The sequence below is a fragment of the Clostridiales bacterium genome, assembly GCA_017569285.1.
In the GTDB taxonomy this organism is placed as follows: domain Bacteria; phylum Bacillota; class Clostridia; order Christensenellales; family Aristaeellaceae; genus Aristaeella.
Genome location: CP069419.1, coordinates 2,065,343 through 2,088,508, shown reverse-complemented (window position 1 = coordinate 2,088,508; position 23,166 = coordinate 2,065,343). Strand labels below are relative to the sequence as shown.

Annotated in this window: 23 protein-coding genes; 11 read left to right on the top strand and 12 right to left on the bottom strand. The window is 59.2% G+C overall.

Features of this window, described 5'->3' with window-relative positions; genetic code table 11:
* Positions 1–13: 13 nt before the first annotated feature.
* The gene (locus tag JNO48_09100; protein QTE67359.1) at positions 14–898 is read right to left on the bottom strand and encodes an SH3 domain-containing protein; all 885 of its coding nucleotides are present in this window, start codon (positions 896–898) and stop codon (positions 14–16) included.
* Positions 899–1,238: 340 nt separating this feature from the next.
* Here JNO48_09100 and JNO48_09095 point away from each other — a divergent pair, with 340 nt between their 5' ends.
* A complete protein-coding gene (locus JNO48_09095; protein QTE67358.1) occupies positions 1,239–2,468 on the top strand; it encodes an aminopeptidase in 1,230 nt (409 codons plus the stop codon).
* Between the two features lie 232 nt (positions 2,469–2,700).
* On the opposite strand, the gene JNO48_09090 is transcribed toward JNO48_09095, so the two are convergent.
* Both JNO48_09090 and JNO48_09085 read right to left on the bottom strand, forming a co-directional pair.
* Entirely contained in the window at positions 2,701–2,958 is a 258-nt protein-coding gene (locus tag JNO48_09090; protein ID QTE67357.1) for a hypothetical protein, read from the bottom strand.
* A gap of 22 nt (positions 2,959–2,980) precedes the next feature.
* Positions 2,981–3,268 carry a hypothetical protein gene (locus tag JNO48_09085; protein ID QTE67356.1) on the bottom strand — a complete coding sequence of 96 codons (288 nt, stop codon included), beginning with the start codon at positions 3,266–3,268 and terminating at the stop codon, positions 2,981–2,983.
* Between the two features lie 252 nt (positions 3,269–3,520).
* On the opposite strand from JNO48_09085, the gene JNO48_09080 reads away from it, so the two are divergent.
* Positions 3,521–5,110: a hypothetical protein gene (locus tag JNO48_09080; GenBank protein QTE67355.1), complete on the top strand. Its 1,590-nt coding sequence runs from the start codon at positions 3,521–3,523 to the stop codon at positions 5,108–5,110.
* A 56-nt stretch (positions 5,111–5,166) separates the two neighbouring features.
* On the opposite strand, the gene JNO48_09075 is transcribed toward JNO48_09080, so the two are convergent.
* From JNO48_09075 to JNO48_09065, 3 genes are all read right to left on the bottom strand, one after another.
* Positions 5,167–6,741, bottom strand: coding sequence for an extracellular solute-binding protein (locus tag JNO48_09075; protein QTE67354.1), 1,575 nt, complete (start codon positions 6,739–6,741; stop codon positions 5,167–5,169).
* An 87-nt stretch (positions 6,742–6,828) separates the two neighbouring features.
* Positions 6,829–7,737, bottom strand: a complete 909-nt coding sequence (locus tag JNO48_09070; protein ID QTE67353.1) for a carbohydrate ABC transporter permease — start codon at positions 7,735–7,737, stop codon at positions 6,829–6,831.
* 30 nt (positions 7,738–7,767) lie between these two features.
* The gene (locus JNO48_09065; GenBank protein QTE67352.1) at positions 7,768–8,730 is read right to left on the bottom strand and encodes a sugar ABC transporter permease; all 963 of its coding nucleotides are present in this window, start codon (positions 8,728–8,730) and stop codon (positions 7,768–7,770) included.
* Positions 8,731–8,993: 263 nt separating this feature from the next.
* On the opposite strand from JNO48_09065, the gene JNO48_09060 reads away from it, so the two are divergent.
* The 6 genes from JNO48_09060 (at position 8,994) to JNO48_09035 (ending at position 14,469) form a co-directional block, all read left to right on the top strand.
* Positions 8,994–11,240 carry a helix-turn-helix domain-containing protein gene (locus tag JNO48_09060; protein ID QTE67351.1) on the top strand — a complete coding sequence of 749 codons (2,247 nt, stop codon included), beginning with the start codon at positions 8,994–8,996 and terminating at the stop codon, positions 11,238–11,240.
* A gap of 88 nt (positions 11,241–11,328) precedes the next feature.
* Positions 11,329–12,150, top strand: a complete 822-nt coding sequence (locus JNO48_09055; GenBank protein QTE69731.1) for a sugar phosphate isomerase/epimerase — start codon at positions 11,329–11,331, stop codon at positions 12,148–12,150.
* Positions 12,151–12,290: 140 nt separating this feature from the next.
* Entirely contained in the window at positions 12,291–12,821 is a 531-nt protein-coding gene (locus JNO48_09050) for a sigma-70 family RNA polymerase sigma factor (protein ID QTE67350.1), read from the top strand.
* Between the two features lies 1 nt (position 12,822).
* Positions 12,823–13,008, top strand: a complete 186-nt coding sequence (locus JNO48_09045; GenBank protein QTE67349.1) for a hypothetical protein — start codon at positions 12,823–12,825, stop codon at positions 13,006–13,008.
* A gap of 15 nt (positions 13,009–13,023) precedes the next feature.
* Positions 13,024–13,650 carry a signal peptidase I gene (lepB, locus tag JNO48_09040; protein ID QTE67348.1) on the top strand — a complete coding sequence of 209 codons (627 nt, stop codon included), beginning with the start codon at positions 13,024–13,026 and terminating at the stop codon, positions 13,648–13,650.
* A gap of 21 nt (positions 13,651–13,671) precedes the next feature.
* Positions 13,672–14,469 carry a hypothetical protein gene (locus tag JNO48_09035; protein QTE67347.1) on the top strand — a complete coding sequence of 266 codons (798 nt, stop codon included), beginning with the start codon at positions 13,672–13,674 and terminating at the stop codon, positions 14,467–14,469.
* Between the two features lie 52 nt (positions 14,470–14,521).
* On the opposite strand, the gene JNO48_09030 is transcribed toward JNO48_09035, so the two are convergent.
* The 6 genes from JNO48_09030 to JNO48_09005 all read right to left on the bottom strand — a co-directional run bounded on the left by JNO48_09030 (position 14,522) and on the right by JNO48_09005 (position 20,759).
* Positions 14,522–15,100 (bottom strand): methyltransferase domain-containing protein, encoded by a 579-nt coding sequence (locus tag JNO48_09030; protein ID QTE67346.1) that lies wholly within the window; start codon positions 15,098–15,100, stop codon positions 14,522–14,524.
* 12 nt (positions 15,101–15,112) lie between these two features.
* Positions 15,113–15,331 (bottom strand): hypothetical protein, encoded by a 219-nt coding sequence (locus JNO48_09025; protein QTE67345.1) that lies wholly within the window; start codon positions 15,329–15,331, stop codon positions 15,113–15,115.
* Entirely contained in the window at positions 15,325–15,903 is a 579-nt protein-coding gene (locus tag JNO48_09020) for a hypothetical protein (GenBank protein ID QTE67344.1), read from the bottom strand. The genes JNO48_09025 and JNO48_09020 overlap by 7 nt, the downstream gene beginning before the upstream one ends.
* 119 nt (positions 15,904–16,022) lie before the next feature.
* Positions 16,023–16,163 (bottom strand): hypothetical protein, encoded by a 141-nt coding sequence (locus tag JNO48_09015; protein QTE67343.1) that lies wholly within the window; start codon positions 16,161–16,163, stop codon positions 16,023–16,025.
* 193 nt (positions 16,164–16,356) lie between these two features.
* Positions 16,357–18,045: a hypothetical protein gene (locus JNO48_09010; GenBank protein ID QTE67342.1), complete on the bottom strand. Its 1,689-nt coding sequence runs from the start codon at positions 18,043–18,045 to the stop codon at positions 16,357–16,359.
* A 233-nt stretch (positions 18,046–18,278) separates the two neighbouring features.
* On the bottom strand, positions 18,279–20,759 hold the full coding sequence (locus JNO48_09005; protein ID QTE67341.1) for an FAD-dependent oxidoreductase: 2,481 nt from the start codon (positions 20,757–20,759) through the stop codon (positions 18,279–18,281).
* Positions 20,760–20,995: 236 nt separating this feature from the next.
* Here JNO48_09005 and JNO48_09000 point away from each other — a divergent pair, with 236 nt between their 5' ends.
* The 3 genes from JNO48_09000 to JNO48_08990 are packed head-to-tail and all read left to right on the top strand — an operon-like array spanning position 20,996 to position 23,165.
* On the top strand, positions 20,996–21,694 hold the full coding sequence (locus JNO48_09000; protein ID QTE67340.1) for a Gx transporter family protein: 699 nt from the start codon (positions 20,996–20,998) through the stop codon (positions 21,692–21,694).
* Positions 21,691–22,683, top strand: a complete 993-nt coding sequence (locus JNO48_08995) for an FAD:protein FMN transferase (protein QTE67339.1) — start codon at positions 21,691–21,693, stop codon at positions 22,681–22,683. The genes JNO48_09000 and JNO48_08995 overlap by 4 nt, the downstream gene beginning before the upstream one ends.
* A 14-nt stretch (positions 22,684–22,697) precedes the next feature.
* Entirely contained in the window at positions 22,698–23,165 is a 468-nt protein-coding gene (locus JNO48_08990; protein QTE67338.1) for a hypothetical protein, read from the top strand.
* The last annotated feature ends 1 nt before the right edge of the window (position 23,166 follow it).

Here is a 23,166-nt window from a genome sequence, read left to right as displayed (position 1 = left end):
GCCTGATTCCCGGTCATTCCACCAGCGTCGCGACACCCGAGGAGATCCAGCCCCATTCGCTGTCATCCTCCACAAATACGTAGAAATATTCGAGGCCGCGTTCGGAAACCTTCCTTTCATATACGGGGTATTCCATTCCGGGATACACCTTGGAAATGATCGTTCCGCTCGCGTCCGGCGTTTTGCGGACGTTCTTGCGTTCGCCTTCCCCGATGACCGCCGTACCGATCTTCTCGCCGCCCCGCGGGGAAACCGCCGGATCGCCCAGGTCCAGGACGCTCTTTACCAGGGTGTCCCCGGCGTAGAACGCGGAGCCTTCCCGCGCGATAAAGCCGCGGGCTGTCTTCCCTTCCAGCGTGCATTCCACATACCACCAGCTGCCGGAATAGGTGTACTTCCCCAGCACGGTGAATTCTTCCCCGGCCGGCAGGGTTCCGAGGACGTTGCCCCGCTCGTGCGGATCGTCCAGTACATCAATCGCCTCCGCCGCGGTCACCGGAATCCGGTCGAACGCCGGCGTGGCCATCCGGGCTTTGTAGTCCTTCACCTTCCGCTTTTCGACGTAGCCGACCCGGTAGCCGCCGTTGTCCTTCTCATACCGCACCAGCAGCCATCCGCTCTCGTCGTATCCGGCTTCCGCCATCTTCTTGTTCGTGTCGACGGCAGCCTTCCCGTTCGCGCCGCGCAGCGCGTCCGTGGACGGGGCGGAATACACCGCCAGCACGCCGTAGCCGATTCCCTTTTCCACCTGCTGGAACTTGAAGTCCTCCACCGCCAGCAGGCGCTCCACTTCGTTTCCTCCCTGGTCACCGTCCGCCGCCGCGCATCCAAGCGCAAAAACTGAGCAAAGCAGCAGCGCCGCCAGCGCACATACCAGTCTGACCATTCTTTTCTCCATTTTTCTCCATCTCCTGTCCGGCATATCAGCCTGTATTGTTATTTCGCCCGTTGTTTCCTGAAATCCTTCCTGTTTTTTTCAGGCGAAAACGATCTCATGGCCGCTCGAATCACCTGCAGGCCGTAATCCGGCAGACATTTTTGCATTTGCTTCATCTGGTTTTGCATTCGTTTGCATGCTTTGGTATATTTTAAAACTTTCACGTTTATTTCACACTGTATACAAAAATTAGTACTTGCAAATGCGGATTTTTTGATTATAATGGTAACGTTTCCGGAAACGGTTTCACCGGAACCGCCCCTTGACGGCTCCGGGCATTTTTGTTTATGGAGGACAAGAAGTGAAAAAAACGACCCTGAGAAAGTACGCGCGTTTGATCGCCCAGTGCGGTGTGAACGTCCAGAAGGGGCAGGAGGTCTTCATCACAGCCGGCCTGGATCAGCCGGATTTCGTGAAAATGGTGGCCGAGGAATGCTACAAGCTGGGCGCGACCCGTGTGGTGGTCGATTTCGACTACCAGCCGCTGACGAAGCTTCACGTGAAGTACTGCTCCCTGGAAACGCTCGGAGGGCTGACGGATTACCAGAAAGCCCGCTTCGAGCACTACGTCGAAAAGCTTCCCTGCCGCATCTACCTGGAGTCGGATGATCCCGACGGCCTGAAGGGCATCAACCAGCACAAAATGCTGCGCGCCCAGCAGATGCGCTATCCGCTCATCAAGGGCTATCGCGATGAGATGGAAAACAAGTACCAGTGGTGTATCGCCGCGGTACCGGGTCCCGCGTGGGCCAAGAAGCTTTTCCCGGACACCACCAAGCGCCAGGCTATGGAGAAACTGTGGGATGCCATCCTCGCCACCAGCCGTGTGACCGAGTACGGAGATCCCGTGGATGCCTGGGACCGGCACAACGCCGATCTGATGTCCCGGTGCAAGTACCTGAACTCCCTGGGAATTGAAAAGCTGCACTACACCTCGTCCAACGGAACCGACCTCACCGTGGGTATGATTCCGGAAGCCGTTTTCAAGGGTGGCGGCGACCTGAGCCTGCAGGGCATCTTCTTCAATCCCAACATCCCGACTGAGGAGTGCTTCATCTCTCCGATGCGCGGGAAAGCCGAAGGCAAGGTGGTTGCCACCATGCCCCTGAGCCGCGACGGCCAGCTGATTGAAAACTTCTGGATCCGCTTCCACAACGGCCGTGCCGTGGAATGGGAAGCGGAAAAGAATGACCAGCTGCTGACCAACATCATCAATTCCGATGATGGCGCCGGCTACCTGGGCGAGTGTGCACTCGTGCCGTTCAACTCCCCGATCCGTGAGTCCGGGCTGCTGTTCTACAACACACTGTTTGATGAGAACGCGGCCTGCCACCTGGCGCTGGGCGCCGGTTTCGCCGATACCATCCGCGATTACGAGCATAAATCGCTCGAGGAGTGCCGCGAGATGGGCATCAACGATTCCATGATCCACGTGGACTTCATGATCGGCTGCGAGGATATGAGCATCGACGCGATCACCCGCGACGGCAAAACCGTTCCGGTTTTCCGCAACGGTACCTGGGCGTTCTGATCCGGCGCCCAACCCCCAAAAAAGAAAACCCCGATTCAGCTCGGGGTTTTCTTTTTTCTTATGTAAGGACCGAAGGTTCAGGGCGCTTTCGCCACGAAGCCCTGGGCGAAGTTCTGATGACAGCCAGTGGCTGAATTCTCATCAGAACTGAGGTCAAACTCTAAGGAGCAAGCTCCACAGTGTGGAGTTGCGACTATAGAGTTTGCGGATCGCGTCCGCAGACGCGAAATCCCTATTCCTGTGCCCCATCCTTCATCTTCCCATGAATGCTCTGCACATGCTCAATCAGCTCGCCGAGGCCGGCCACCATATAGCTGATGACCAGGACACACAGAATCATCGGGAGGATGGCCGGCATAACCGCCAGCAGGCCCACACCGGCTCCGCCGTTATACATGCCGTACACGGCAATGATCGCAACCAGTGCCATCCCCAGCCAGAAGATCACCATGCCGAGGATTTTGATTTTCCGTCCGATATTGCTGAACATCTTTCTTCTCCCCTGCCGTGCCTTATTCCGGCTTTTTGGCGGAAAGCTTGTCATCAATATTCATGGCGCGTTCCACCAGTTCGCCGAAACCGTACATCGTAAGGCTGCCCAGCCAGGATCCCAGCACGCCCAGGACGATGACCAGGATTCCGGTCAGGATGTTGCTGCCCGTATTGTATGTATATCCGTACGACTGTAACGTACCGTTGGTGGCGATTGCCATGATTCCGACCAGGACGGAAAGAACGATTCCGATCCAGCAGATTACCTTCGCCAGGGTCTTGATCTTGTGCCCGATGTTGCTCCACATAGTTGTTTCCCCCTTGTTATGATATTGTCGCAGAATGCCATTGGAAAAAAATTCCACAGCCGGCGCCTTTCTTCCTGCCGGGATATACCGTTTTTCACGGAAAATTCGTTCCAAATATTCATTTATTTTCCATTATTTGCAGCCAGCCTGATCTATTTTTCCGAATACGCTGTTTTTCTATCGCTCATATACAGATATGATATGCTCAGGAACATGGAGAGTTCCTTACGGATATATCTGGAGGGAAAACATATGATGCTGCCATGGAAAAGGAAAAAACTGCTCGCGCTGCTGGACAGCGAATTCGGGCAGGAGCCGGAGAAAGACTATTTTGCGGGGGACATGGACCGGATCCGGACGTATTATGACGCCTGCCGGGACAACCGCCTGGACCCGTTCTACGTGGACGACACCACCTGGAACGACCTGGATATGGACAAGGTATACCGTCGGATCAACGCCTGCCAGTGCACCGCCGGGGAGCAGTACCTGTATTACATGCTCCGCCGCCCGATGGACCGGAAAACCTGGGAATACCAGCACGGGCTGATCAGCCTGATGGAGAAGGACCCGGATACACGGAAGAGCCTGCAGCTGCTGTTCCGCAGAATCGGCTGCCCCCGGACCATCGACCTGACCACGGCCTTCCATCCGAAGGATTCTTCCCCGCTGTGGCTGATCATCTACATCTCGATGGGTGCGCTGCTGGTGGCAGCCTTATTCCTGGCCGGCGTGCTGGGACCGGTTCCCATGCTGGCCGCGCTCTTCACGAACATTTTTGTCCACCAGTCGCGGCGGCTGAAATGCGAATATGAGATCAACCGGGTCAATTACTGTGTCGCCCTGATCCTGACCCTGAACCGGATCCGCAGCCTGAAGCTGCCCGGAATCGATCCGTACCTGGAGGAGGCATACAGCCACCTGGCGCCGATGAAGCGCATCCTGCGTTCCGGCCCGGTGATGTCCACCATGAACGGTGATGTGTTCCAGTCCCTCATGATGGTCACCTGCATGACCGACATGATCGCCTTCGAGATTCTCAAAAAGCGCCTGGCGAAGTACCATGACCACTTCCTGGCCGTGCATGAAGCCATCGGGCGGCTGGACGCGGCAATTGCCGTGGCTTCCTGGCGGGCCGGGCTGGAAACCCGGTGCGACCCGGAGATCGATTTCGAGGCGGACCATCCGTATATCCGGGCAGAAGGCATCGTCCATCCCCTGCTGAAAAAGCCGGTACCCAACGACCTCATGCCGGAAAAATCCATGCTGATCACCGGCTCCAACGCTTCCGGCAAATCCACCTACCTGCGCACGGCGGTCATCACCGCCCTCACGGCCCAGTGCCTGTGCACCGGCGCATGCCGGAGCTATAAAGCCAGCCCCTTCCGGATGTACACCTCCATGGCGCTGGCGGATGACCTGCTGGCCGGTGAAAGCTATTTCATCACGGAAATCAAATCCCTCAAGCGCATCCTGGACGCGCAGGACGGGGAAGGCTTCCTGCTCTGCGCGGTGGACGAAGTCCTGCGGGGCACCAACACCATTGAGCGGATTTCCGCCTCCGCCGAAGTCCTGAAGGCGCTTTCCCGTCCCGGCACGCTCTGCCTCATCGCCACCCACGATTCCGAGCTGAACGCGCTGTCCGGCGGCAAATACCAGCTGGCGCATTTTGAGGAAACCGTCACCGACACCGGAATCCTGTTTGACTACACGCTGAAGCCCGGCCCGGCCGAAACCCGCAATGCCATCCACCTGCTGAAGCTGATGGGCTTTGACAGCGATATCGTCACCGCCGCCCATGACCGGGCGGACCGGTATATTCAAACGGGAAAATGGGAATAAAAAAGCATATGAAACGGGGCTGCCCGATCGGGCAGCCCCTCTTTTGCGGTTTCGGATCAGTTGCTGTGGGTCGCGGTGTAGTTCCGCTGATAGATCTCCATGAACTGTTCGAGACCCAGCTCGTTCAGCTGCTGCAGGTAAGCGTCCCATTCCTCATCGACGCCGCCCTTGGACAGCCACTTCGCACGCATTTCCTCGGTGTAGTTGATCAGGTCCGTCTTGATCATGCTCAGCGCGTCATTGTCCTCCTCGGTCAACATCATGCTGGGCATATACACGGACGTCGCGTACTTGCGGTAGTAATTCTCGTTCCGGTCGAACTTCGCCTGGTGGCCGGCGGAACGCGGGATCTTGCTGCCGAAGAAGTCGCTGGTCAGCGCAATCGGGCCGTCGGAAGCGAACGCTTCGCTGTAGCGGAACTCGTCGTAGCTCATGCCGTCCGGCGTGGGCAGGTAGTCATAGGTGCCGTCGCCCTTGTCCTCGATGTTGATGCCGATCGGGCCCAGGTCGCACTGCATGGACCAGATGGGATCATAGAAGGTATCCACCCACTTCATCAGCAATTCGGGGTTGTGGCAGACGTTGGTGATGGAGAAGCCGGTCGCCGCCATGGTGGAGTCGGGAGAGGTGCCCCAGGAGGTGGTGCCGTTCGGTCCGAGCAGCGGGGAGATGGGTTCGTATTCCAGCTCATGCACGGTGCCCAGGTCGAAGCTGTTCCAGCACATGAACACGCCGATGTTCGCGATCTCGCCCTGGTTCTGGGCATTGTAGGTCTTCTTGTCCATCGTGAAGCCTTCCTGATCGATCAGGCCCTTCGCGAAGAAGTGATCATACAGGTATTTGCAGCCTTCCTTGTAGCCTTCGGTGGCCGGCACAAACACCAGCTGTCCGCCCTCGCCCACGACGATATGGTTGTTGCCCTGGGCCAGCGTATCCGCGTAGCCGAACGCGCCGAAGAAGCCGCCGATATCGCGCTGGGATCCGAGGAACTTGAAGGTCATCGGGATTTCATCGTTCGGGTCGCCGTTGCCGTTCGCGTCTTCCTCTTTGAACTTGGTCAGCACTTCCTCCAGCTCCACCAGGGTGGTGGGCTTCTGCAGTCCGAGCCGCTCCAGCCAGGTTACGTTGATCATGATGTTGGAAGCGATGGTGCCGTCTTCACCTTCCTGCACATAGGGGGTGGAGTAGATGTTGCCGTCAGGAGCGGTGACCATAGCCTTGATGTCCGGCCGGCGCTCGAACAGCGCCTTCAGGTTGGGGGCATACTGGTCAATCAGGTCATTCAGCGGGATCAGGACGCCCTGGGAACCGTAGACCACCAGGTCGGAGGTGCTCAGGGAGAACTTTCCGAAGAAGCCTTCCGGCAGGTTCTTGTTGGAGCCGAGCCGCAGGTCTTTCACTTCATCGTACTCCGCCTGCGGGATCTGTTCCCAGTCGATATGCACGCCGGTGTATTCCTCCATCCGCTGGAACAGTTCCATCTCGTTGGCGTCGCTGTGAAGCGGGCGCATCCGGATGATCAGCTTGAAGGTCTCCCCTGAATCCGTCAGGGGATAGGTGTTCTCGGCCAGGGCCGCCGCACATGTCAGCAGCATTGCCAGGGCCATCATGACAGCCAGGATCCGTTTCATGTTTCCTTCCTCCTTAAGAATAATGAAATAATATTTCAGGGCAGCCAGCCCTTAATACCTCCCTCAATTCCGGGGCGGTAAAAGGCGTCAGCCTTTTACCGCTCCTATCATGACGCCTTGGATAAAGTATCTCTGCAGGAATGGATACAAGATGAGCAATGGGAGCGAGGAGGCGATGATGATGCCGTATTTGATCATATCGCCCAGGCGCTGCTGGGCTGCCAGGTTTGCCGCGTCCTCCACCATGTCGCCGAAGGAGTTTTCAAACAGGATGCTGCGCAGCACCAGCTGCAGCGGATACTTGTTCGGATCGCTCAGGTAAATCATCGCGGAGAAGTAGCTGTTCCAGTGTCCCACCGCGTAGAAGAGCACCATCACAGCGATAATCGGCTTGGACAGCGGGAGTACCACCCGCAGGAAGAACTGGTTGTTTGTCGCGCCGTCCAGCTGGGCCGCCTCCAGCAGTTCATCCGGAATCGTCTGCTGGAAGAACGTCCGCGCGACGATCAGGTTCCAGGAGCTGACCGCACCCGGGAGGATCAGCGCCCACATGGTATTGTCAATTCCCAGGTCGTTCACCAGCAGGTAGCTCGGAATCATACCGCCGGAGAACAGCATCGTGAAGGTGATCATCATCATCACCGCGTTCCGGCCCACCAGGTCCTTGCGGGACAGCGCGTACGCCGCGGGAATGGTCATCACCACGTTTACCAGGGTTCCGACGATGGTATAGACTGCCGTATTGCGGTATCCGGTGAAGAAAGACTTGTACTCAACAATGCGCCGGTATCCGTCCAGCGAAGCGTTGACGGGATAGAGGAATACCTTGCCGGCGTATACGTCCACCGGGTCGGAGATGGAAGCGATGACGATAAAGTACAGCGGATACGCCACGATCAGGAAACAGAAGGTCAGGATCACATAGTTCAGGATATCGAACACCTTGTCCGCCCGGGTCCTGCGGATCCGTCCGCCGGTTTTTGCCACTGCTGTCATGGATGCTTCCTCCTTTCCCGTTTATTCAGGTCAGAACAGCGAAGACTCGGTCAGCCGCCTGGAAACGAAGTTGACCGTGCACAGAAGGACCATGTTGACCACCGACTCGAACATGCCCACCGCCGTGGCGAAGCTGTACTGGTGGTTCTGGAGGCCCCGCTTGTAAACATATGTGGAGATAATCTCGGAAGTGGACTGGTTCAGCGACGTCTGCATCAGCAGGGCTTTCTCCTGGCCCACCGCCATGATCTTGCCGGAATTGAGGATAAACATAATCACGATGGTCGGCAGGATGCCGGGGATATCGATGTGCCAAACCCGCTGGAACTTGTTCGCCCCGTCCATGATGGCCGCCTCATGCAGCTCCGGGTTGATGCCGGAAAGCGCGGCCAGGTACAATATGCTCCCCCATCCGGCGGACTGCCAGATTTCCGATCCGATATACAAAGGCCGGAACCAGGACGGCTCCGCCATGAAGTGGATCCGTTCCCCGCCCAGCAGTTCAATCAGATGATTCACAATACCGGACTTCAGGGCAAAGAACAGGGTCACAATACCCACCATGACCACGGTGGAGATGAAGTGCGGCGCGTACAGGGTGGTCTGTACAATCTTCTTATATCTCTTGGAGGTCAGCTGGTTCAGCAGCAGCGCCAGGATCACCGGGATCGGGAATGAAATGATCAGGGTTCCGACGCTGATGGCCAGTGTGTTGGGCAGTGCACGCTTGAAAGCCGGGGTGCTGAAGAACTGGGTGAAGTTGTCCAGGCCGACCCAGGGGCTTCCCCAGATTCCCAGCGTAGCCTTGTATTTCCGGAAAGCGATCTGGAGACCGAGCATCGGGTAATACCGGAACAGCAGGAAATAGGCCACTGCCGGCAGCAGGAACAGGTAAAGCTGCCAGTTGCGGCAGATCCGCCTGGTCAGCGTTTTCCTGTAATTGCAGCGAAGATCCCTTTCCCCGCCCGGGTATTTTGCAGTCGTCTGCAGCATCGTCCTGGCTCGCTTTCTTGCAAATTTGGGTGTCTTTATCTGATTTTCGTCCATTTGTTGTCTAAATCTTATTGTTTTCGTGCCAGATCGTCAATCTTCAGTTTTTGAACGGGTGTGCATTTCTTGAAATTGACGTTTTTTGACATGGAATATACATTTTTTGAAACTGCCCGCCGGAAGGCCAAAAACGCCCGGTTCGGCATTGTGCTGCCCGCCGGGGGAATGGTATAATAGCCCCGGCATCCTGAAAAAGGCGTGATTATATGAAAAAAAGAAGCAAAACCTTCTACCGGTATATCCTTTCCTATGCGCTCGTGCTCATCCTGCCGGTCGCGCTTCTTTTCGGTATGTCCTATTCCTACCTGATTGACCGCTACAGCCAGGAAATATCGGACAGCAACACCCGACTGCTGACGCAGGCGCAGGAAGACCTGGACACCCGCCTGGATCAGCTGGTCAATATCGCCTACATGGTGCAGAACAACGCGGTGCTGAACCTCCGCACCAATGAGGGCGACGTCGTCGCGGCCCGGAAGGCTACAACGACCCTGTCTGTTCTCAATTCCGTATCTTCCCTGTCGGATTTCCTGTTCACCTACCGTTCCGGCACGGATTACTGCTTTACCTCTTCCTCCCGGATCACACCGGAAAAGCTGTTCGGCGAACAGCTGGTCTACTCCGCGCATACCGCAGCGGATTTCTATGCCACCGTGAACAGCCCGGAAAAGGTCAGCGTATGGCCTGTGGATACCGTGCGCCAGTACGGCGGACAGGAAACGGAATACCTGACCTTCTTCGTTTCCTATACCACCGGCGTCCACACACCGCGGCAGTGCACCGTGTTCCTGATTCCCGCCTCCCGGATCCGTTCGCTGATGAGCCGCATCACGGAGGATTGCGGCGGCTCCGTGCAGATTACCGATGAGAGCGGAAACCTCCTGCTGGGCATCGGCGCCGTTTCCCGGGATAAAACCCTGCAGGCCGGAAAAACCGATGACGGAAAACTCCTCATCGATTCTGAGCCGCATTTTCTTTCCACCGTCCATTCAGAAACCGTCGGCTGGGACTATACCGCGCTGATTCCCGCCCGCATCGTGGAAGCGCCCATGCACCGCGTGCAGCGGAATCTGGTGTTGCTGCTGGTGGCGCTGACCCTGCTGGGCGGCGCGGCGGTCTACTATTTCTCCTACCGGCATTACAAGCCGCTGAAGAAGCTGACGGAAAAAGCGCTGAACAGCCATGTGCCGGAAACCGGCGCGGCGGATGAAATGAGCCAGGTGGAGGCCGTGCTGGACGCCCTGTCCCAGGAAAGCCGCGCCAGCCGCCTGGCCCTGGAGGAAAGCCGTACCGTGCTGCTGCAGAGCGGCCTGCACCGGCTGCTGGCCGGGGAATACAGCCCAGCCCTGACAGAAGAGCTGGCAAAGCACGGACTGACTCTCTCCCCCGACGGACAGTACCGGGTCGGGGTGCTGGAATGTGAAAAAGGCCGGCTGTCCGACCTGCGGCAGACCGCGGACAACTGGATGGCCTCCCTCTCCTTTGAGCGGCAGGACGCCGTGCTCTGCTCCTCCCTGCCCGGGGAAGGAACCTTCGCGGTGCTCTTCCCGGCTGCCGGCGTGGATGACGGCGCCCAGGAGGCCCTGCTCAGCCTGAAGTCCCGCCTGGAGGGCGCCTGCGGCGCGCCGGTATCCGCCGGCCTCAGCCTGCCCTGCCCGGCCTCCGCCATCGGCGAAGCCTACAGCCAGGCGGTCCAGGCACTGCAGTTCCGCCTGGTACGGGGCAGCGGATGCCTCGTCACCTATTCCCCGGACCTGGACGCATCCGCTTCCCTGCAGGATTATCCCTCCGCGCAGATGGAGCAGCTGCAGTGGTACCTGCTGCAGGCGGACGCGGAAAACGCCGGAAAGATCCTGCACCGGATCCTGGGCAGCCTGCAGGAAGGCCAGGTATCCTTCAACTTCGCGCGCATGGTGTGCTTCGACGTGGTGAACATGACCGTGCGCACCCTGAACACCGGCCGCGACAGCCGGAGCGCCCCCGCCGTACAGCCGGAGATGCTGGAGCAGCTGATCAGCTTCGACACCGTGCCCGAGCTGCTCGGCATGCTGGAAACCTTTGTGGAAGAAACCTGCGCCTCCATGCAGGCGCAGCCGGAAGCGCGCGACAACCGCGCGCAGGAAATGCAGGACTATATCGCGGAGAACTGCTTCGACGAGAACTTCTCCCTGCAGGCCATGGCGGACTTCTTCAGCCTCACGCCGTCCAACCTCTCCCATTATTTCAAGAACTGTACCGGACAGGGCGTGCTGGAATACGTCCAGGCGCTGCGCAGGAAGGAAGCCGCTTCCCTGCTGGCCCGGACGGACGAACCGGTCCAGATCGTCGGCGAACGCGTGGGCATGCCCAACGTCTCGTCCTTCATCCGCTTTTTCAAGCAGCAGACCGGCGTCACCCCCGGCCAGTACCGTCGGCAGGCGCGCCCGTCCGCCCCGCCGTCTACAGACGAATAAAACCCGTCCGCCGGTTCCATTCCTTTCCCTTTTCCTGTATAATATCTGCGACTGCCGCATATACAGGAGGAGAAAGATGGAACCGGCCATTCAGTTCGGAATGCCCACCCTGATCGAAAACAGAACACTGCAGGAAAATATTCGCCTGTGCAGCCGGCTCGGGCTGCGCTTTATTGAGCTGAACATGAACTTCCCGGAATACGGAACGGAAGCCCTGGAGCAGACGGACCACCTGCTGGCGGCTGCCGATAAGGCCGGGATTTACTATACCGTCCATCTCGATGAAAACCTGAACATCGCCGATTTCAACCACCTGGTCACAGACGCGTACCTGGAAACCGTGCGCCGGACAATTGCCGCGGCGAAACGCCTCCTGCCCCTGCGGGACAGATACGGCGATCCCGCGCAGCCGCTGATTATCAACATGCACCTGCACCACGGCATCTTCATCACCCTGCCGGACCGGAAGGTGCAGATGTACGAGCGGGATTTCGATACCTACATCGCCTCCTGCCGCCGTTTCCGGGACCTGTGCGATGAATGGATCGGGGATGATCCCCTGCTGATCGCCCTGGAGAACACGGACGGTTTCCGCTCCTATGAGATGAAGGCCATCGACATGTACCTGGAAAGCCCGTGCTTCGGCCTCACCTGGGATATCGGCCATTCCAAAGCCACCGGCGAAAAGGACGTGCCCTTCATCCTGGAGCATGCCGGTAGGCTGGTCCACTTCCACATTCACGACGGGAAGGAGCAGCCGCCGAAGAACCACCTGGCCCTGGGCGACGGGGAAATCGACCTTTCCGCCCGCCTGCGCCTGGCAAAGGAAAAGAACTGCCGCTGCGTGCTGGAGACGAAAACCGTGCAGGCGCTGGAGACGTCGGTCGCCCGCCTGCCGGAATACCTGTAATCCAAAGAACCATCTGATATCCATCCGGCCAAACAGCCGGATGTTTTCATGCTTTGACTTTTTCCTGAAAAATATCTATGATACCTGTAACATTTCCCTTTTCCGGGCGTATAATCCCATGAAGAAGGCAGGTGAGGCGGATGGATTCGGACCGGGAACTGATGGAGCGGATGAAGGCGGATGACACCGATGCCCTGGAGGAGCTGATCCTGCGGTGGCGGGAACGCGCCGAATCCTACGCCGTCAGTATCCTGCACGATCCCCACCTGGCCGAGGACGCGGTGATGGAAGCCTTCGCCCGGATCTATGCCGCCCGGGCGGAGTATGAAACCCGGTACGCGTTCAGCACCTACCTGTATGTGATCGTCCGGCGCATCTGCGTTTCCGAGCTCCGCCGCGCCCGGCGAAGGCCGGCACTGCTGGCAAAGGAAACACTGCCCGACCTCCCGGCGGATTCCGCGGAAGCGGAATACATCACCCGATGGGAGCGGGAAAACCGGATCGGGCGCCTGGCCGAACTGGACGAAAAGGACCGCCGGCTGCTGCTCGGCTTTTCCCTGGAGGGAAAATCCACCCGGGAACTGGCCGCGGAAACCGGCATGACGGAAGGACAGGTCCGGGTCCGGCTCCACCGGATCCGGAAACGGCTGAGAAAAGGAGATGACCGCTGATATGAAGGAAAAGTACCTGCAGAATGTGCTTCAGCGCGCAGGCGAAATTGCCCTGCTCGACCGGGCCGCGGCTGTCCTGCCGGAGCGTGCGTCCGCTGGCAAATGGATCCTCGCGGCTGCCCTGGGCATCTTCAGCGTCCTCTACCCGGCGGTAAGCGCCGCCCAGGCCATTACAATACTGATCTGACGGAGATGAACCATCATGAAGAACAAGAAGGAAAAGAAACAGAAAAGCCTGCTGCGCAACATCATTGAATGGGTTGCCACGATCCTGGCCGCGCTCCTGATCGCGCTGGTCATCCGTTCATTCGTATTTGAGCTCGTCCGCGTGGACGGCCATTCCATGGACAACACCCTGGCGGACGGTGAAATCATGCTGGTGACCAAGTATGACTACTCCTCCACCTGGCTCTGCCTCCCCTGGCAGGACAGCGCCGCGAAGGAAAGCGCCGCACGCTTTACCTTCGGCGGGGACCCGGAGCGGTTTGATATCGTCATCTGCCGGTATCCCGGCCGGGGCGACACCAATTTCGTCAAGCGGGTGGTCGGCCTGCCCGGCGACGTGGTGGAAATACGGGAGGGTTACCTGTACGTCAATGGCGAGAAGTACGAGGAAGCCTACATCGATGACGATTACCGCGTCCGCGGCGGCAGCAACGGATATTCCTTCGGCCCGTACACCGTGCCGGAAGGTGAGTTCTTCGTGATGGGCGACCACCGCAATAACTCCAACGACAGCCGCGCCCTGGGATCCATTTCCCGGAACATGATCGTCGGCCATGTGCGGCATGTCCTGTATCCGTTCGACAGCTGGCGCGGTGTGGAATAATCCAGGCACTCCGGAGGAACCATGAAAGAGAAACTCAGGCGGATTATGGATGCCATCCACCGCTACAATTCCGAACATATGGCGATGCAGGCCTTTGGCCTGAGCGATGAGGCCGAATATGACGCGATGGTGATCGCGCCCAGCTTTACCCCGTACAAACTGAAGATGAACCAGACCTGCCGGGTCACCATCATGCGGGAAGGCGCGTATATTGCCGGATACCTGGTGGAAAAGGACGGGCTGAGGATCGCGTGGGTCAAAATCGGTTCCTCCGCCGGCAACCTGATCGACCACCTGGCGGTGTGCGCGGAGCTGTCCTTCCGGAAGGTCATCTTCATCGGTGCCGTCGGCGCGCTGAAGGAGGATTTCCATGTGGGCGACGTCTGCACGCCAGCATACTCCATTTCCGGCAGCGCCGCGGATACCTGGCTCATGAAGGATTCCATCCGGGAAAGCATGCTCTTTGAGAAAGTGGTTCCCGACATGCGGTTCACGGATGAAGTGATCCGGACCGCCGCGGAAAAGGGCCTCACGATCCGCAAAGCCGGCGTATTCTGCACACCCTCCATTGCAACGGAGTACACCCACCTGGACGAGATCCGTTCCTTCGGTGCGGACCTGATTGAAATGGAAACCAGTTCCTTCACCCTCATGGTGGACCTGCTTGAAAAACCGGGCATCTCCCTGCTGGTGGTTTCCGACAACTCAGCCACAGGAACGGCTCTGGTCGGCCGCACGGAAGAGGAGCAGCGGCAGTACGACTACGGCCGGCTGACCGTGCTCCCGGAAATGATCCTGACCCTGGCCGCACAGAAATAATCATACCGGATGCAAAAACCCCTCTCCATTCCGGAGAGGGGTTTTTCATATCTCAGCGCGCAGTGCGCTGTTTCTGGATCGTAAAGCATTCCGGGGCGCCTTCGGTGGCGTTCAGGAAGCGCTCGTGCAGGACGTTGTATTCCCTGTTGGAAAGGCCGGCCAGCATCTTCGTGAGCTGTTCCCGCTCCACGCTGCCTTCCGGGTGGCCCGGATAAACGCAGATGATGAGCACGCCCATCGGCTGCAGGAGGTTCAGCGCGCTCTCCACCGCCGTGCGGGTGGTTTCCCAGCGGGTGGTCACCGAATGGTCCCCGCCCGGCAGCCAGCCAAGGTTGAACACAATGGCCCGCGCCGGCTCCTTCACAAATTCCGCCATCCGTTCATGACCGGCAAGGATCAGCTCCGCCCGGTCTTCGATTCCGTATTCCTTCAGCAGGCGTTCGGTGGAAGCCAGGGCTTCCGGCTGGATATCGAAGGCATATACCTTTCCGCCCTTTCCGACCATCTCGCTCAGGAACAGGGTATCGTGCCCGTTGCCCATGGTGGCGTCCACCACGGTGCTCCCGGGAGTCACCGCCCGCGCCAGCGTTTCCCGCGCCAGGTAGCGGGCGGATTTCAGTTCATATTCCATGTCATCGCCCCGTCACTCATCTTTTTTCGCGCGGACCATCAGGTAAACCAGGTATCCGCACGCAGCACCGATCACCAGGCGGATCACGCCGCCCCAGATAAATGCCTCAAACAGCATGGAGCCCAGGCAGAAAACCCCGATGACGCACAGCGCGATGATCAGCATAAACCGCAGGATCAGGCCTGCCGTGCCGCCCAGCACGGAAAAGAGCGTTTTGAAGATGTTCAGCATGATGCGTTTCCTCCCGCCAGTCCGATTTCCGCCGCGTGCGGCTTCATGCCCGCGATGCAGATTTCCGCCACCTCGCGGACGTCCATTCCCAGCAGCTCGCAGCCCTTCAGGATCAGCTCCCGGTTGCACTTGGCGGCGAACTTCTTATCCTTGAACTTCTTCATGAAGCTGCTGACCTCCAGGTCCTGGATGCCGTTGGGCCGCATCCGGGCGCAGGCCTGGATGATGCCCGTCAGCTCATCCACCGTGAACAGGCTCTTTTCCATATTGGTCAGCGGCTCCACGTCCGTGCAGATGGACCAGCCGTGGCTCATGATCGCGCGGATATCCGCCTCGTCCACACCGGCCTCCCGCAGCGGGGTCTCCGTGTGCTGCAGGTGTTCCTCCGGATACTTCTCATAGTCATAATCATGCAGGTATCCCACCGCACGCCAGTGCTCCGGATCCTCATGGAAATGCTCCGCCATGGCGCCCATGGCGTAGCATACGTTCAGCGAATGGATAATCAGGTGCTCTTCCGTTACCTGGTCCCGGTTCAGTTCCCAGGCCCGCTCCATTGTCAGCGCGCTCATTTTCATGCCCCCTCAGGTACACAAATCGGTACCCATTATAAAGAAAAAAACCGCCGGTTGCAATGCCTGCAGCCGGCGGGATCCGGGGTTTTGAGCCGGATTACGGCCCCGGTCCGGTATTATCTTTGTTCTTCGTTCCAGCACTCGTTTTTGCTGCTGCCGTCGCGGTATACCTGCTCGTTATCCTCGGGAGCTTCCTCTTCGGGATCCGGGATATCGTCGGTCCACTCTTCAGCCCGCTTGTACTTGCGCTCGCTCACGATTTCGCCTCCCCTGCTTTTTTGTTCGGCATATGTTCATTTATGCGTATATATGCATCGCTCTTTATCTCTCTGCTTATTTATTTCGCCGCCGGAAGGCAATAGTCCTCTTTTGCGGTGCAGATATAAAGACAGCCCGCTGCCTTCCGGCAGCGGGCCTTTGTCCGCATTCAATCAAGGAGGGGGTATTGGTTTACTGTGCAGCGGCGCCGTTGATCGTGACGCTTTCCGCGCTGCATTCATTCACGGTGAAGATCGTCGGAGCCGCACCTGCCGGTCCGATTTCCTCTTCCATGCCTTCGCGGAAGAAGCCCGCGCCGACCAGGGCATTGGCTCCGTCCGAATTGATGCCGGTGATGATCACCACGTTATTGGCCTTGCAGCCGGTCACGGAGGTCACGGGCGTTCCGAGTTCCGGATCCTCATAGCCGCCGGCATAGCCGGTGATGCCGCCGATCCAGAAGCAGTTGTCCCCGGCGGTGATCACGACGTTTTCCGCCACGTCGTTCGTGAACTGTTCCGCGCCGAAGCCGCATCCGCTGATGCCGCCCAGGCCGTAGCAGTTATTGCCCGCGGTCACGGTGCCTTCCGCCCTGCAGTCCACCACGCTGGTCAGCTGCAGGCCGCCGCCGATGATGCCGATATTGCCGGTGTTGTCCCCGACAGAGATGTCCGCCTGCACGGTGCATCCGGAGATCAGGGAGCCCATGCATGCGCCGGCAACACTGCCGTACATGCCTTCCGCGCTCAGCTCCGTCATGTTCGCGGTCACCTTGCCGCTGACAATCGTGATGTCATGCACATTGGACATGTAGGCATAACCGACTGCGTCCGCCGCCATGGTGGTGCCGGTTACGTCGGCATTTTCCAGCGTGAAGTTTCCGACGTCCGCGCCGGAGGTCACGCTGAACAGGCCGACCGCGAAGCCTTCCGGCTGGTTGATGGCCAGGTTGGAGATCTTATGGCCCTGTCCGTTGAAAGAGCCGGTAAACGCGTACTCAGATGGCGGAACCACCTGTTCTTCCTCGGTCTCGCCCGTGGGAACGAAGGTGCCGATGGGCTTCCATTCCTTCCCTTCCAGGTCGATATCGGCGGTCAGGACATAGCTGCCGGACAGGTTGTCGTTGATTGCGGCCAGTTCTTCGGCCGTGGAGATTTCAATCACCTGCGCGCTTTCCGCGGGTGCTTCATCTTCCTCGCCGAGGTTTTCACCCACGAACAGGGCGATGCACGCTTCCATCTGTTCCTTCGTGTAATCCTCGTTGATGGCGCCGGCCATCCAGTAGGCATACGCTCCGTCGGTGAAGTCGCCGATGCCTTCCTTGTCCGCTCCGTAGCGGAATTCCACATGGTATGTATCAGCGATGGTATCGTCCGCGAAGGCGAAGTAGGTGTAGTCACCCGCGTCAGCGTCATCCGTCACGTAAACATGCATCTGCGCGCCCGCGTCCATGCCCATGTAGGTGATGGCCGCATCCTCGAGGAAGCGGTAGGTGTGGCGGAATACTTCCTTGCCTTCCGCGTCCGTACCGGAGATCTCACCGTTGTTCACGGTCACCTTCTTCAGGCCGTTCTCCAGGGAACAGTTGAAGACCGTCGCGGTGGGATCGGCAGCATAAGCGTCGATCGCGGCCTGGCCCTTCAGGGTGCCCATGAATCCCTGGGTCATGGCCGTGTAGGTGCCCTCCGCGGCTTCAGCGTCCGTGATGTACGCGCCGATGTTCTCCATCCAGAAGTCCTTGTATTCTTCTTTGGCAAATTCCGGGAACAGGTCGATATAGGTGCCGTTCAGCTCCTCCGGCATCCGGCTTTCCGCCAGTCCGGCAACGGTCATCATGGCACACATACACAGGGCAAGAACCAGGCTCAGGAACTTTTTCATCTTTTCCATCCTCCCTTTCTTGTTATATGCATCTAACCATTTTGCCCAAATTATGCTGCCCGTGAGATTCCTCCGCTCACTGGGCAGCGTAGTTAGACTTATATAACACCTGGATGATATCACCCGGTTTTCCCCTGTGTCAAGTCCGTCCGGGGAAATGTCGATATCAGGACAATTTCCCCGGAAACAAAGAAAGTCCCCGCCGCTTTCGCGGCGGGGACGGGAAACCGGGATTACTTGTTTTCCTCAGCGATGGTGTTCGCGGCAGTCCGGCCGGAAACGAAGATCTCAACGATCGCGTTGCCGCCCAGGCGGTTACCGCCGTGGATACCGCCGGTGACTTCGCCCGCGGCGTAGAGGCCGGGGATGATGTTGCCTTCGGTGTCCAGCACATGGCGTTCGGTATCAACCACGATACCGCCCATGGTGTGGTGGGTGGAAGGCGCCATCAGGCGGACGAACACAACGGTGTTGTCCAGGTCGTAGGTCTCGGGCAGGTACTTGCCGTTCTCATCCTTCTCGGTATTGCCGATCGGATAGTCCGCAACCTGCTTGCCGACCTTGCCGTAGTCCGCGGAACCGGTGTTGGCCTTTTCGATAACTGCCTGGTCATAGGCCTTCACGGTCGCCAGCATGGTAGCGGCATCGGTCTGGACGTTCGCGAATTCGGGCTTCGCAAGAACCTTGCTCAGCTCTTCTTCGTTGCACTTGATCTTGTAGTAACGGCCGGGGAACTCGTCCAGGGGCAGCTGCGCGGTGGGCGGGCCCGGAATGTACTGATCCGCGCGGAAGAACTCAATGAACACACCGGGTGTTCCGTTCAGTTCCATACCGTTGCGGAATTCCGCCAGGGACAGCACGTCACGTTCGGAACCTTCGTCCACGAAGCGCTGGCCGTCGATGGGGCTGACCCAGCAGGCATAGGTGCCGCTGCCGAAGGCCAGGTTGCCGTTGTCCACCCAGGAGATGGGCATCAGCTGGGTGAAGTTCATGCCGGTCACATCCGCGCCGACCGCCTGGGCCATCGTGATACCGTCACCCATCTGGGAGGAACGGTTGGTGGTCTTGGTGGACTTGGTCAGGTACGCGGAATCCCAGTAAGCGTTGTCACGCAGGACCAGGTCGATGTTCGCGGCATAACCGCCGGTGGCCAGCACAACGCCCTTGTTGGCGCGGGCGGTCACCTGGGTGCCGTCATACATTTCAGCCTTCACGCCGACGACCTTGCCGTCCTCGACGATCAGGTCCGTAGCGGTGGTCCGGGTCATGACGTTCTCCTCGCCGATCACGGAGAGCGGTCCCTTGAAGTAGGGCGTCCAGTTGCCGTCGGGGCTGGTGTATTCGTTTTCACGATACCACAGCGCGCCGATCAGGGTGGGCTGGGTGTGCTTGAAGTCAGCGCCCATATCTTCCAGCCACTCCTTCAGGCCCTGGCCGTCTTCAACAAACTGCTTCACCAGGTCCACGTTGCCGTAGATCCATTCGGACTTGTCCGCAGTCTGGCGCAGGCCGCCGTAGTAGGTCTGGAAGATGTGCAGGTTCAGGGTGGAGAACAGGGTCAGCTGGTCTTCCGGAATGCCGGCATCCAGCTTGGGCTGCGCCCAGTCCAGATACGCCTGGATTTCTTTCTTCAGGTCCTGCAGGACGGGGAGGTACTCGGCATGCACACCGTGCTTGGCGAGCTCCACATCGTCGCCGGCGACGAATTCATTGGTCTTGTAGAACTCTTCATCGAAGGGCTCTTCGCTCCAGTTCAGGATGTTCTTCAGCACGTCGATGGTGCCCGGCTTGGCCTTGATCTTCTCATGGGCCTCGCCGGTGCGGCCGTATACGCCTTCGGTGGCATCGGGATCATTGGCATCCCATACCAGGTAGGGCATCACGGACTGGAACTGGCCGCCGGAAACCAGCGTGTTGCCGCCGACTTCCGCGTTCTTTTCGATCACCAGCACGGACATGCCGTTCTGGGTCGCCTGGGCCGCCGCCGCCATACCGGCGCCGCCGCCGCCGACAACGATCACATCCGCCGTCTTTTCAATGGGTTCGCCGGCGGTATGCTCGATCTTGTTGGATTTGAAAGCATCCAGGTTGGTGCAGCCAGCCTGCTCCGCAGCGCCGTTCACGATCTCGCGCAGCGCGCGGCCGGAGAAGGTCGCGCCGGAAACGCCGTCCACGCCGGAGCCGTTGGCCGCGATCATTTCGGGGATCATGATGCTGAACGCATCCGTGCCCACATGGCCGGTTTCCATGGAGGATACGATTTCAACGTTTTCCAGCTTGCTCTCAGAGAAGGTAACCTTGCCGGTCACGTTTCCGTTGTAGCCGTAAGCGGTGACTTCGTATTCACCGGGGGTGAAAGCCAGTTCCGCGGCGGGTTCGCCGTTGTCCGCCAGGGCCTTGCCCACAGCTTCCAGAACAGCCTTCTGGGTAACAGTCGCGCCGGCTACGGTGTCGACACCGTCCACGCCGCCCGCCGCCACGATGGCGTCAATCAGCTTTTCAACGGTCTCGGCACGGACAAAGCCGGCCAGGGTATAGGTCTCACCGGAGTCATCCACGGTCAGGGCGGTCACTTTGCCGTCCTCCACGGTGACTTCCACTTTGACTTCGCTGCCGAAGCCCTGGGCAGACGCCGTCTTCGCTTCCGCGGACGCGAAGGCCGTCATCCCCAGCACCAGGCAGAGGGACAGGAACAGAGCTACCAGTTTTTTCATGGGATTCCTCATCCTTTCTGGTATGAAATTGGGAAATTGGACAGAATGTATTTTTTCTGTGCGGAATATTTTACTGCTATTTTGACAGGGCGGTCAATGCAATTACTGTTATTTCGCAATTATTGATCAATTGCAAACATTTGCTGCTCAATTATTGTCATTTTGGTCATCGGTTGCCGGAAACCGTCAAAACAGATATAATAACAGAACACGAAAAACAGACAGGAGGGACCCCGGTGAGACCCCAGACGCAGCGGATCGCCCGCTTTGGTTTGCTGACTGCCCTGGCGCTGATCCTGGGCCTGATGGACCGCGCAATCCCGCTTTCCGCCCTCCTCGGCGGCTTTGTTCCCGGCATCAAGCTGGGGCTGGCCAACACGGTGCTGCTGTATGCCGTGTACCTGATGGACGTCAAAAGCTGCATCCTGCTGATGCTGACCAAAGTGCTGCTTTCCGGCTTCCTGTTCGGCTCCCTCTCCGCGATCCTGTACAGCCTGGCCGGCGGCGTGCTGAGCCTGGCCGTGATGCTGCTGGTGCGGAAAAAGCCGGGCCGCGGCGCGCTTGCCGCAGCCGTCATCGCCCTTGCGTCGGTTATCTTCCTGCTGATCCGGACGCCGAATCCCCGGGGGCAGCGCCTGCTGGCCGTCATCCTGATTTCCCTGGGCTGCATCGCCTCCGCCGTGCTGTACGTCCTGATCCGGAAAGGCAAAATCCGCGGAATCACCGGCACCTCGCTGGGCGGCGCGGTCTCCCACAACGCCGGACAGATCCTGATGGCGAGCCTCATGATGCAGACCCCCATGCTGCTGACCACCTACCTGCCCATCCTGGCCGGCATCGGCGCGGCCGTCGGCTGCCTCACCGGCATCATCACCGAGCGGGTGTTCAAGGCGCTTCATATTCATACAAACCAGGACCCGGAGGAAAACACATGAACCGAAAACGCGCGTTCCTCGCGCTGGTGACCGCCCTGATGCTGGCGCTGTGCGCCGGCTGCAGCGCGGAAAAAACACCCGAACGGATCTCCCAGGTGGGTTTCTACCTGGATACGGTCATCACCCTGTCCGCCTATACGGAGGACGTCCAGGCGCTGAAGGACGCGCTGGAGGAGTGCGGCCGGTATGAGCAGATCCTCTCCCGCACCGTGGAAGGCAGCGACGTATGGCGCATCAACCACGCGAACGGCGCGCCCGTGGAGGTGTCCGACGACACCGCCGCAATCCTGCGCTGCGCGCTGGATATCGCCCGGAAGACCGGCGGCGCTTTTGACGTCACCATCGCCCCGGCGTCCACCCTGTGGAACTTCACGTCCGGGGAGGCGGTCCTCCCGGACGCCGGTGAAATCGCGAAGGCCGCGGCCCTCGTGGACTGGACCCGCCTGACGCTGGACGGAAACACCGTAACCCTGCCGGAAGGCATGATGATCGACCTGGGCGGCATCGCCAAGGGATATATCGCCGACCAGGTGAAAGCATACCTGGAAAAGCGCGGAATCCGGCACGCGATCCTCTCCTTCGGCGGCAACGTGGTGGCCATCGGCCGGAAGCCGGACGGGTCTGACTGGACCGTCGGCATCCAGGATATCAGCGGGGCGCAGGGCGCCTACATGCTGAAAGCCCGCAACACCGGCGGGTCCACCGTCACCAGCGGTATCTACGAGCGGGGGTTTGACCTGGACGGCGTCCGGTACCACCACCTGCTCTCCGCCGAAACCGGCTGGCCGGTACAGAATTCCCTTGCCTCCGTCACCATCTTCTCGGAAAGCTCCATGGAGGGCGACGCGCTCTCCACGGCGGCGTTTGTCCTGGGTGAAACGGACGGCGTGAACCTGATCGAAAGCCTGGACGGCATCGAAGCCGTCTTCATCACCCGGGACCGCCAGGTCATCCAAACCTCCGGCGCGGGTGACTGGCTGATCCCCTGAACGGAGCCTATATGATGAAACGAAGCATTTTCACCGTCCTGCTCGCGCTGGTCCTGCTGCTATCCGGCTGCTTTGCCGCGGCGGAGACCGCAGCTCCCGCGGAAACCGCGGCCCCGGAGGACGAACATCCCTTCCTGTATGAGATTGCGGAGGATGACCCGGCCATCGCCTATGTGCTGGTGACCCTGTCATATTCCGCCGGGCTGCTGCCGCTGCCGCCGGAGGGTGAGTATACAAAAACCATCCGGCAGGTACTGCCGGACGGCTCTGAATATATCAATGTACTCCACCTGACCCCCGAAGGGTTCTGGATGGAAGAGGCCAACTGCGAGGGGCATGACTGCATCGGCGAAGGCGAGGTCACCCTCTCCAACCGCGAGGAGCGCGCCCTCTGGAACATGGTGATCTGCCTGCCCCACCGTCTGAGCGCGGAGCTGATCACCCGCGCCGAAGCGGAGCAGCTGCTCGGAATACGCCCCTGAC

What these genes read in the sequence shown, in the direction of transcription:
- JNO48_09045 (QTE67349.1), top strand. Translation starts at nt 12,823, where the DNA reads ATGAAGGAAAAGTACCTGCAGAATGTGCTTCAGCGCGCAGGCGAAATT.
- JNO48_09035 (QTE67347.1), top strand. Translation starts at nt 13,672, where the DNA reads ATGAAAGAGAAACTCAGGCGGATTATGGATGCCATCCACCGCTACAAT.
- JNO48_08995 (QTE67339.1), top strand. Translation starts at nt 21,691, where the DNA reads ATGAACCGAAAACGCGCGTTCCTCGCGCTGGTGACCGCCCTGATGCTG.
- JNO48_09070 (QTE67353.1), bottom strand. Translation starts at nt 7,737, where the DNA reads ATGACAGCAGTGGCAAAAACCGGCGGACGGATCCGCAGGACCCGGGCG.
- JNO48_09090 (QTE67357.1), bottom strand. Translation starts at nt 2,958, where the DNA reads ATGTTCAGCAATATCGGACGGAAAATCAAAATCCTCGGCATGGTGATC.
- JNO48_09085 (QTE67356.1), bottom strand. Translation starts at nt 3,268, where the DNA reads ATGTGGAGCAACATCGGGCACAAGATCAAGACCCTGGCGAAGGTAATC.
- JNO48_09100 (QTE67359.1), bottom strand. Translation starts at nt 898, where the DNA reads ATGGAGAAAAGAATGGTCAGACTGGTATGTGCGCTGGCGGCGCTGCTG.
- JNO48_09010 (QTE67342.1), bottom strand. Translation starts at nt 18,045, where the DNA reads ATGAAAAAGTTCCTGAGCCTGGTTCTTGCCCTGTGTATGTGTGCCATG.
- JNO48_09030 (QTE67346.1), bottom strand. Translation starts at nt 15,100, where the DNA reads ATGGAATATGAACTGAAATCCGCCCGCTACCTGGCGCGGGAAACGCTG.
- JNO48_09065 (QTE67352.1), bottom strand. Translation starts at nt 8,730, where the DNA reads ATGCTGCAGACGACTGCAAAATACCCGGGCGGGGAAAGGGATCTTCGC.
- JNO48_09025 (QTE67345.1), bottom strand. Translation starts at nt 15,331, where the DNA reads ATGCTGAACATCTTCAAAACGCTCTTTTCCGTGCTGGGCGGCACGGCA.
- JNO48_09075 (QTE67354.1), bottom strand. Translation starts at nt 6,741, where the DNA reads ATGAAACGGATCCTGGCTGTCATGATGGCCCTGGCAATGCTGCTGACA.
- JNO48_08990 (QTE67338.1), top strand. Translation starts at nt 22,698, where the DNA reads ATGAAACGAAGCATTTTCACCGTCCTGCTCGCGCTGGTCCTGCTGCTA.
- JNO48_09020 (QTE67344.1), bottom strand. Translation starts at nt 15,903, where the DNA reads ATGAGCGCGCTGACAATGGAGCGGGCCTGGGAACTGAACCGGGACCAG.
- JNO48_09060 (QTE67351.1), top strand. Translation starts at nt 8,994, where the DNA reads ATGAAAAAAAGAAGCAAAACCTTCTACCGGTATATCCTTTCCTATGCG.
- lepB (QTE67348.1), top strand. Translation starts at nt 13,024, where the DNA reads ATGAAGAACAAGAAGGAAAAGAAACAGAAAAGCCTGCTGCGCAACATC.
- JNO48_09005 (QTE67341.1), bottom strand. Translation starts at nt 20,759, where the DNA reads ATGAAAAAACTGGTAGCTCTGTTCCTGTCCCTCTGCCTGGTGCTGGGG.
- JNO48_09050 (QTE67350.1), top strand. Translation starts at nt 12,291, where the DNA reads ATGGATTCGGACCGGGAACTGATGGAGCGGATGAAGGCGGATGACACC.
- JNO48_09080 (QTE67355.1), top strand. Translation starts at nt 3,521, where the DNA reads ATGATGCTGCCATGGAAAAGGAAAAAACTGCTCGCGCTGCTGGACAGC.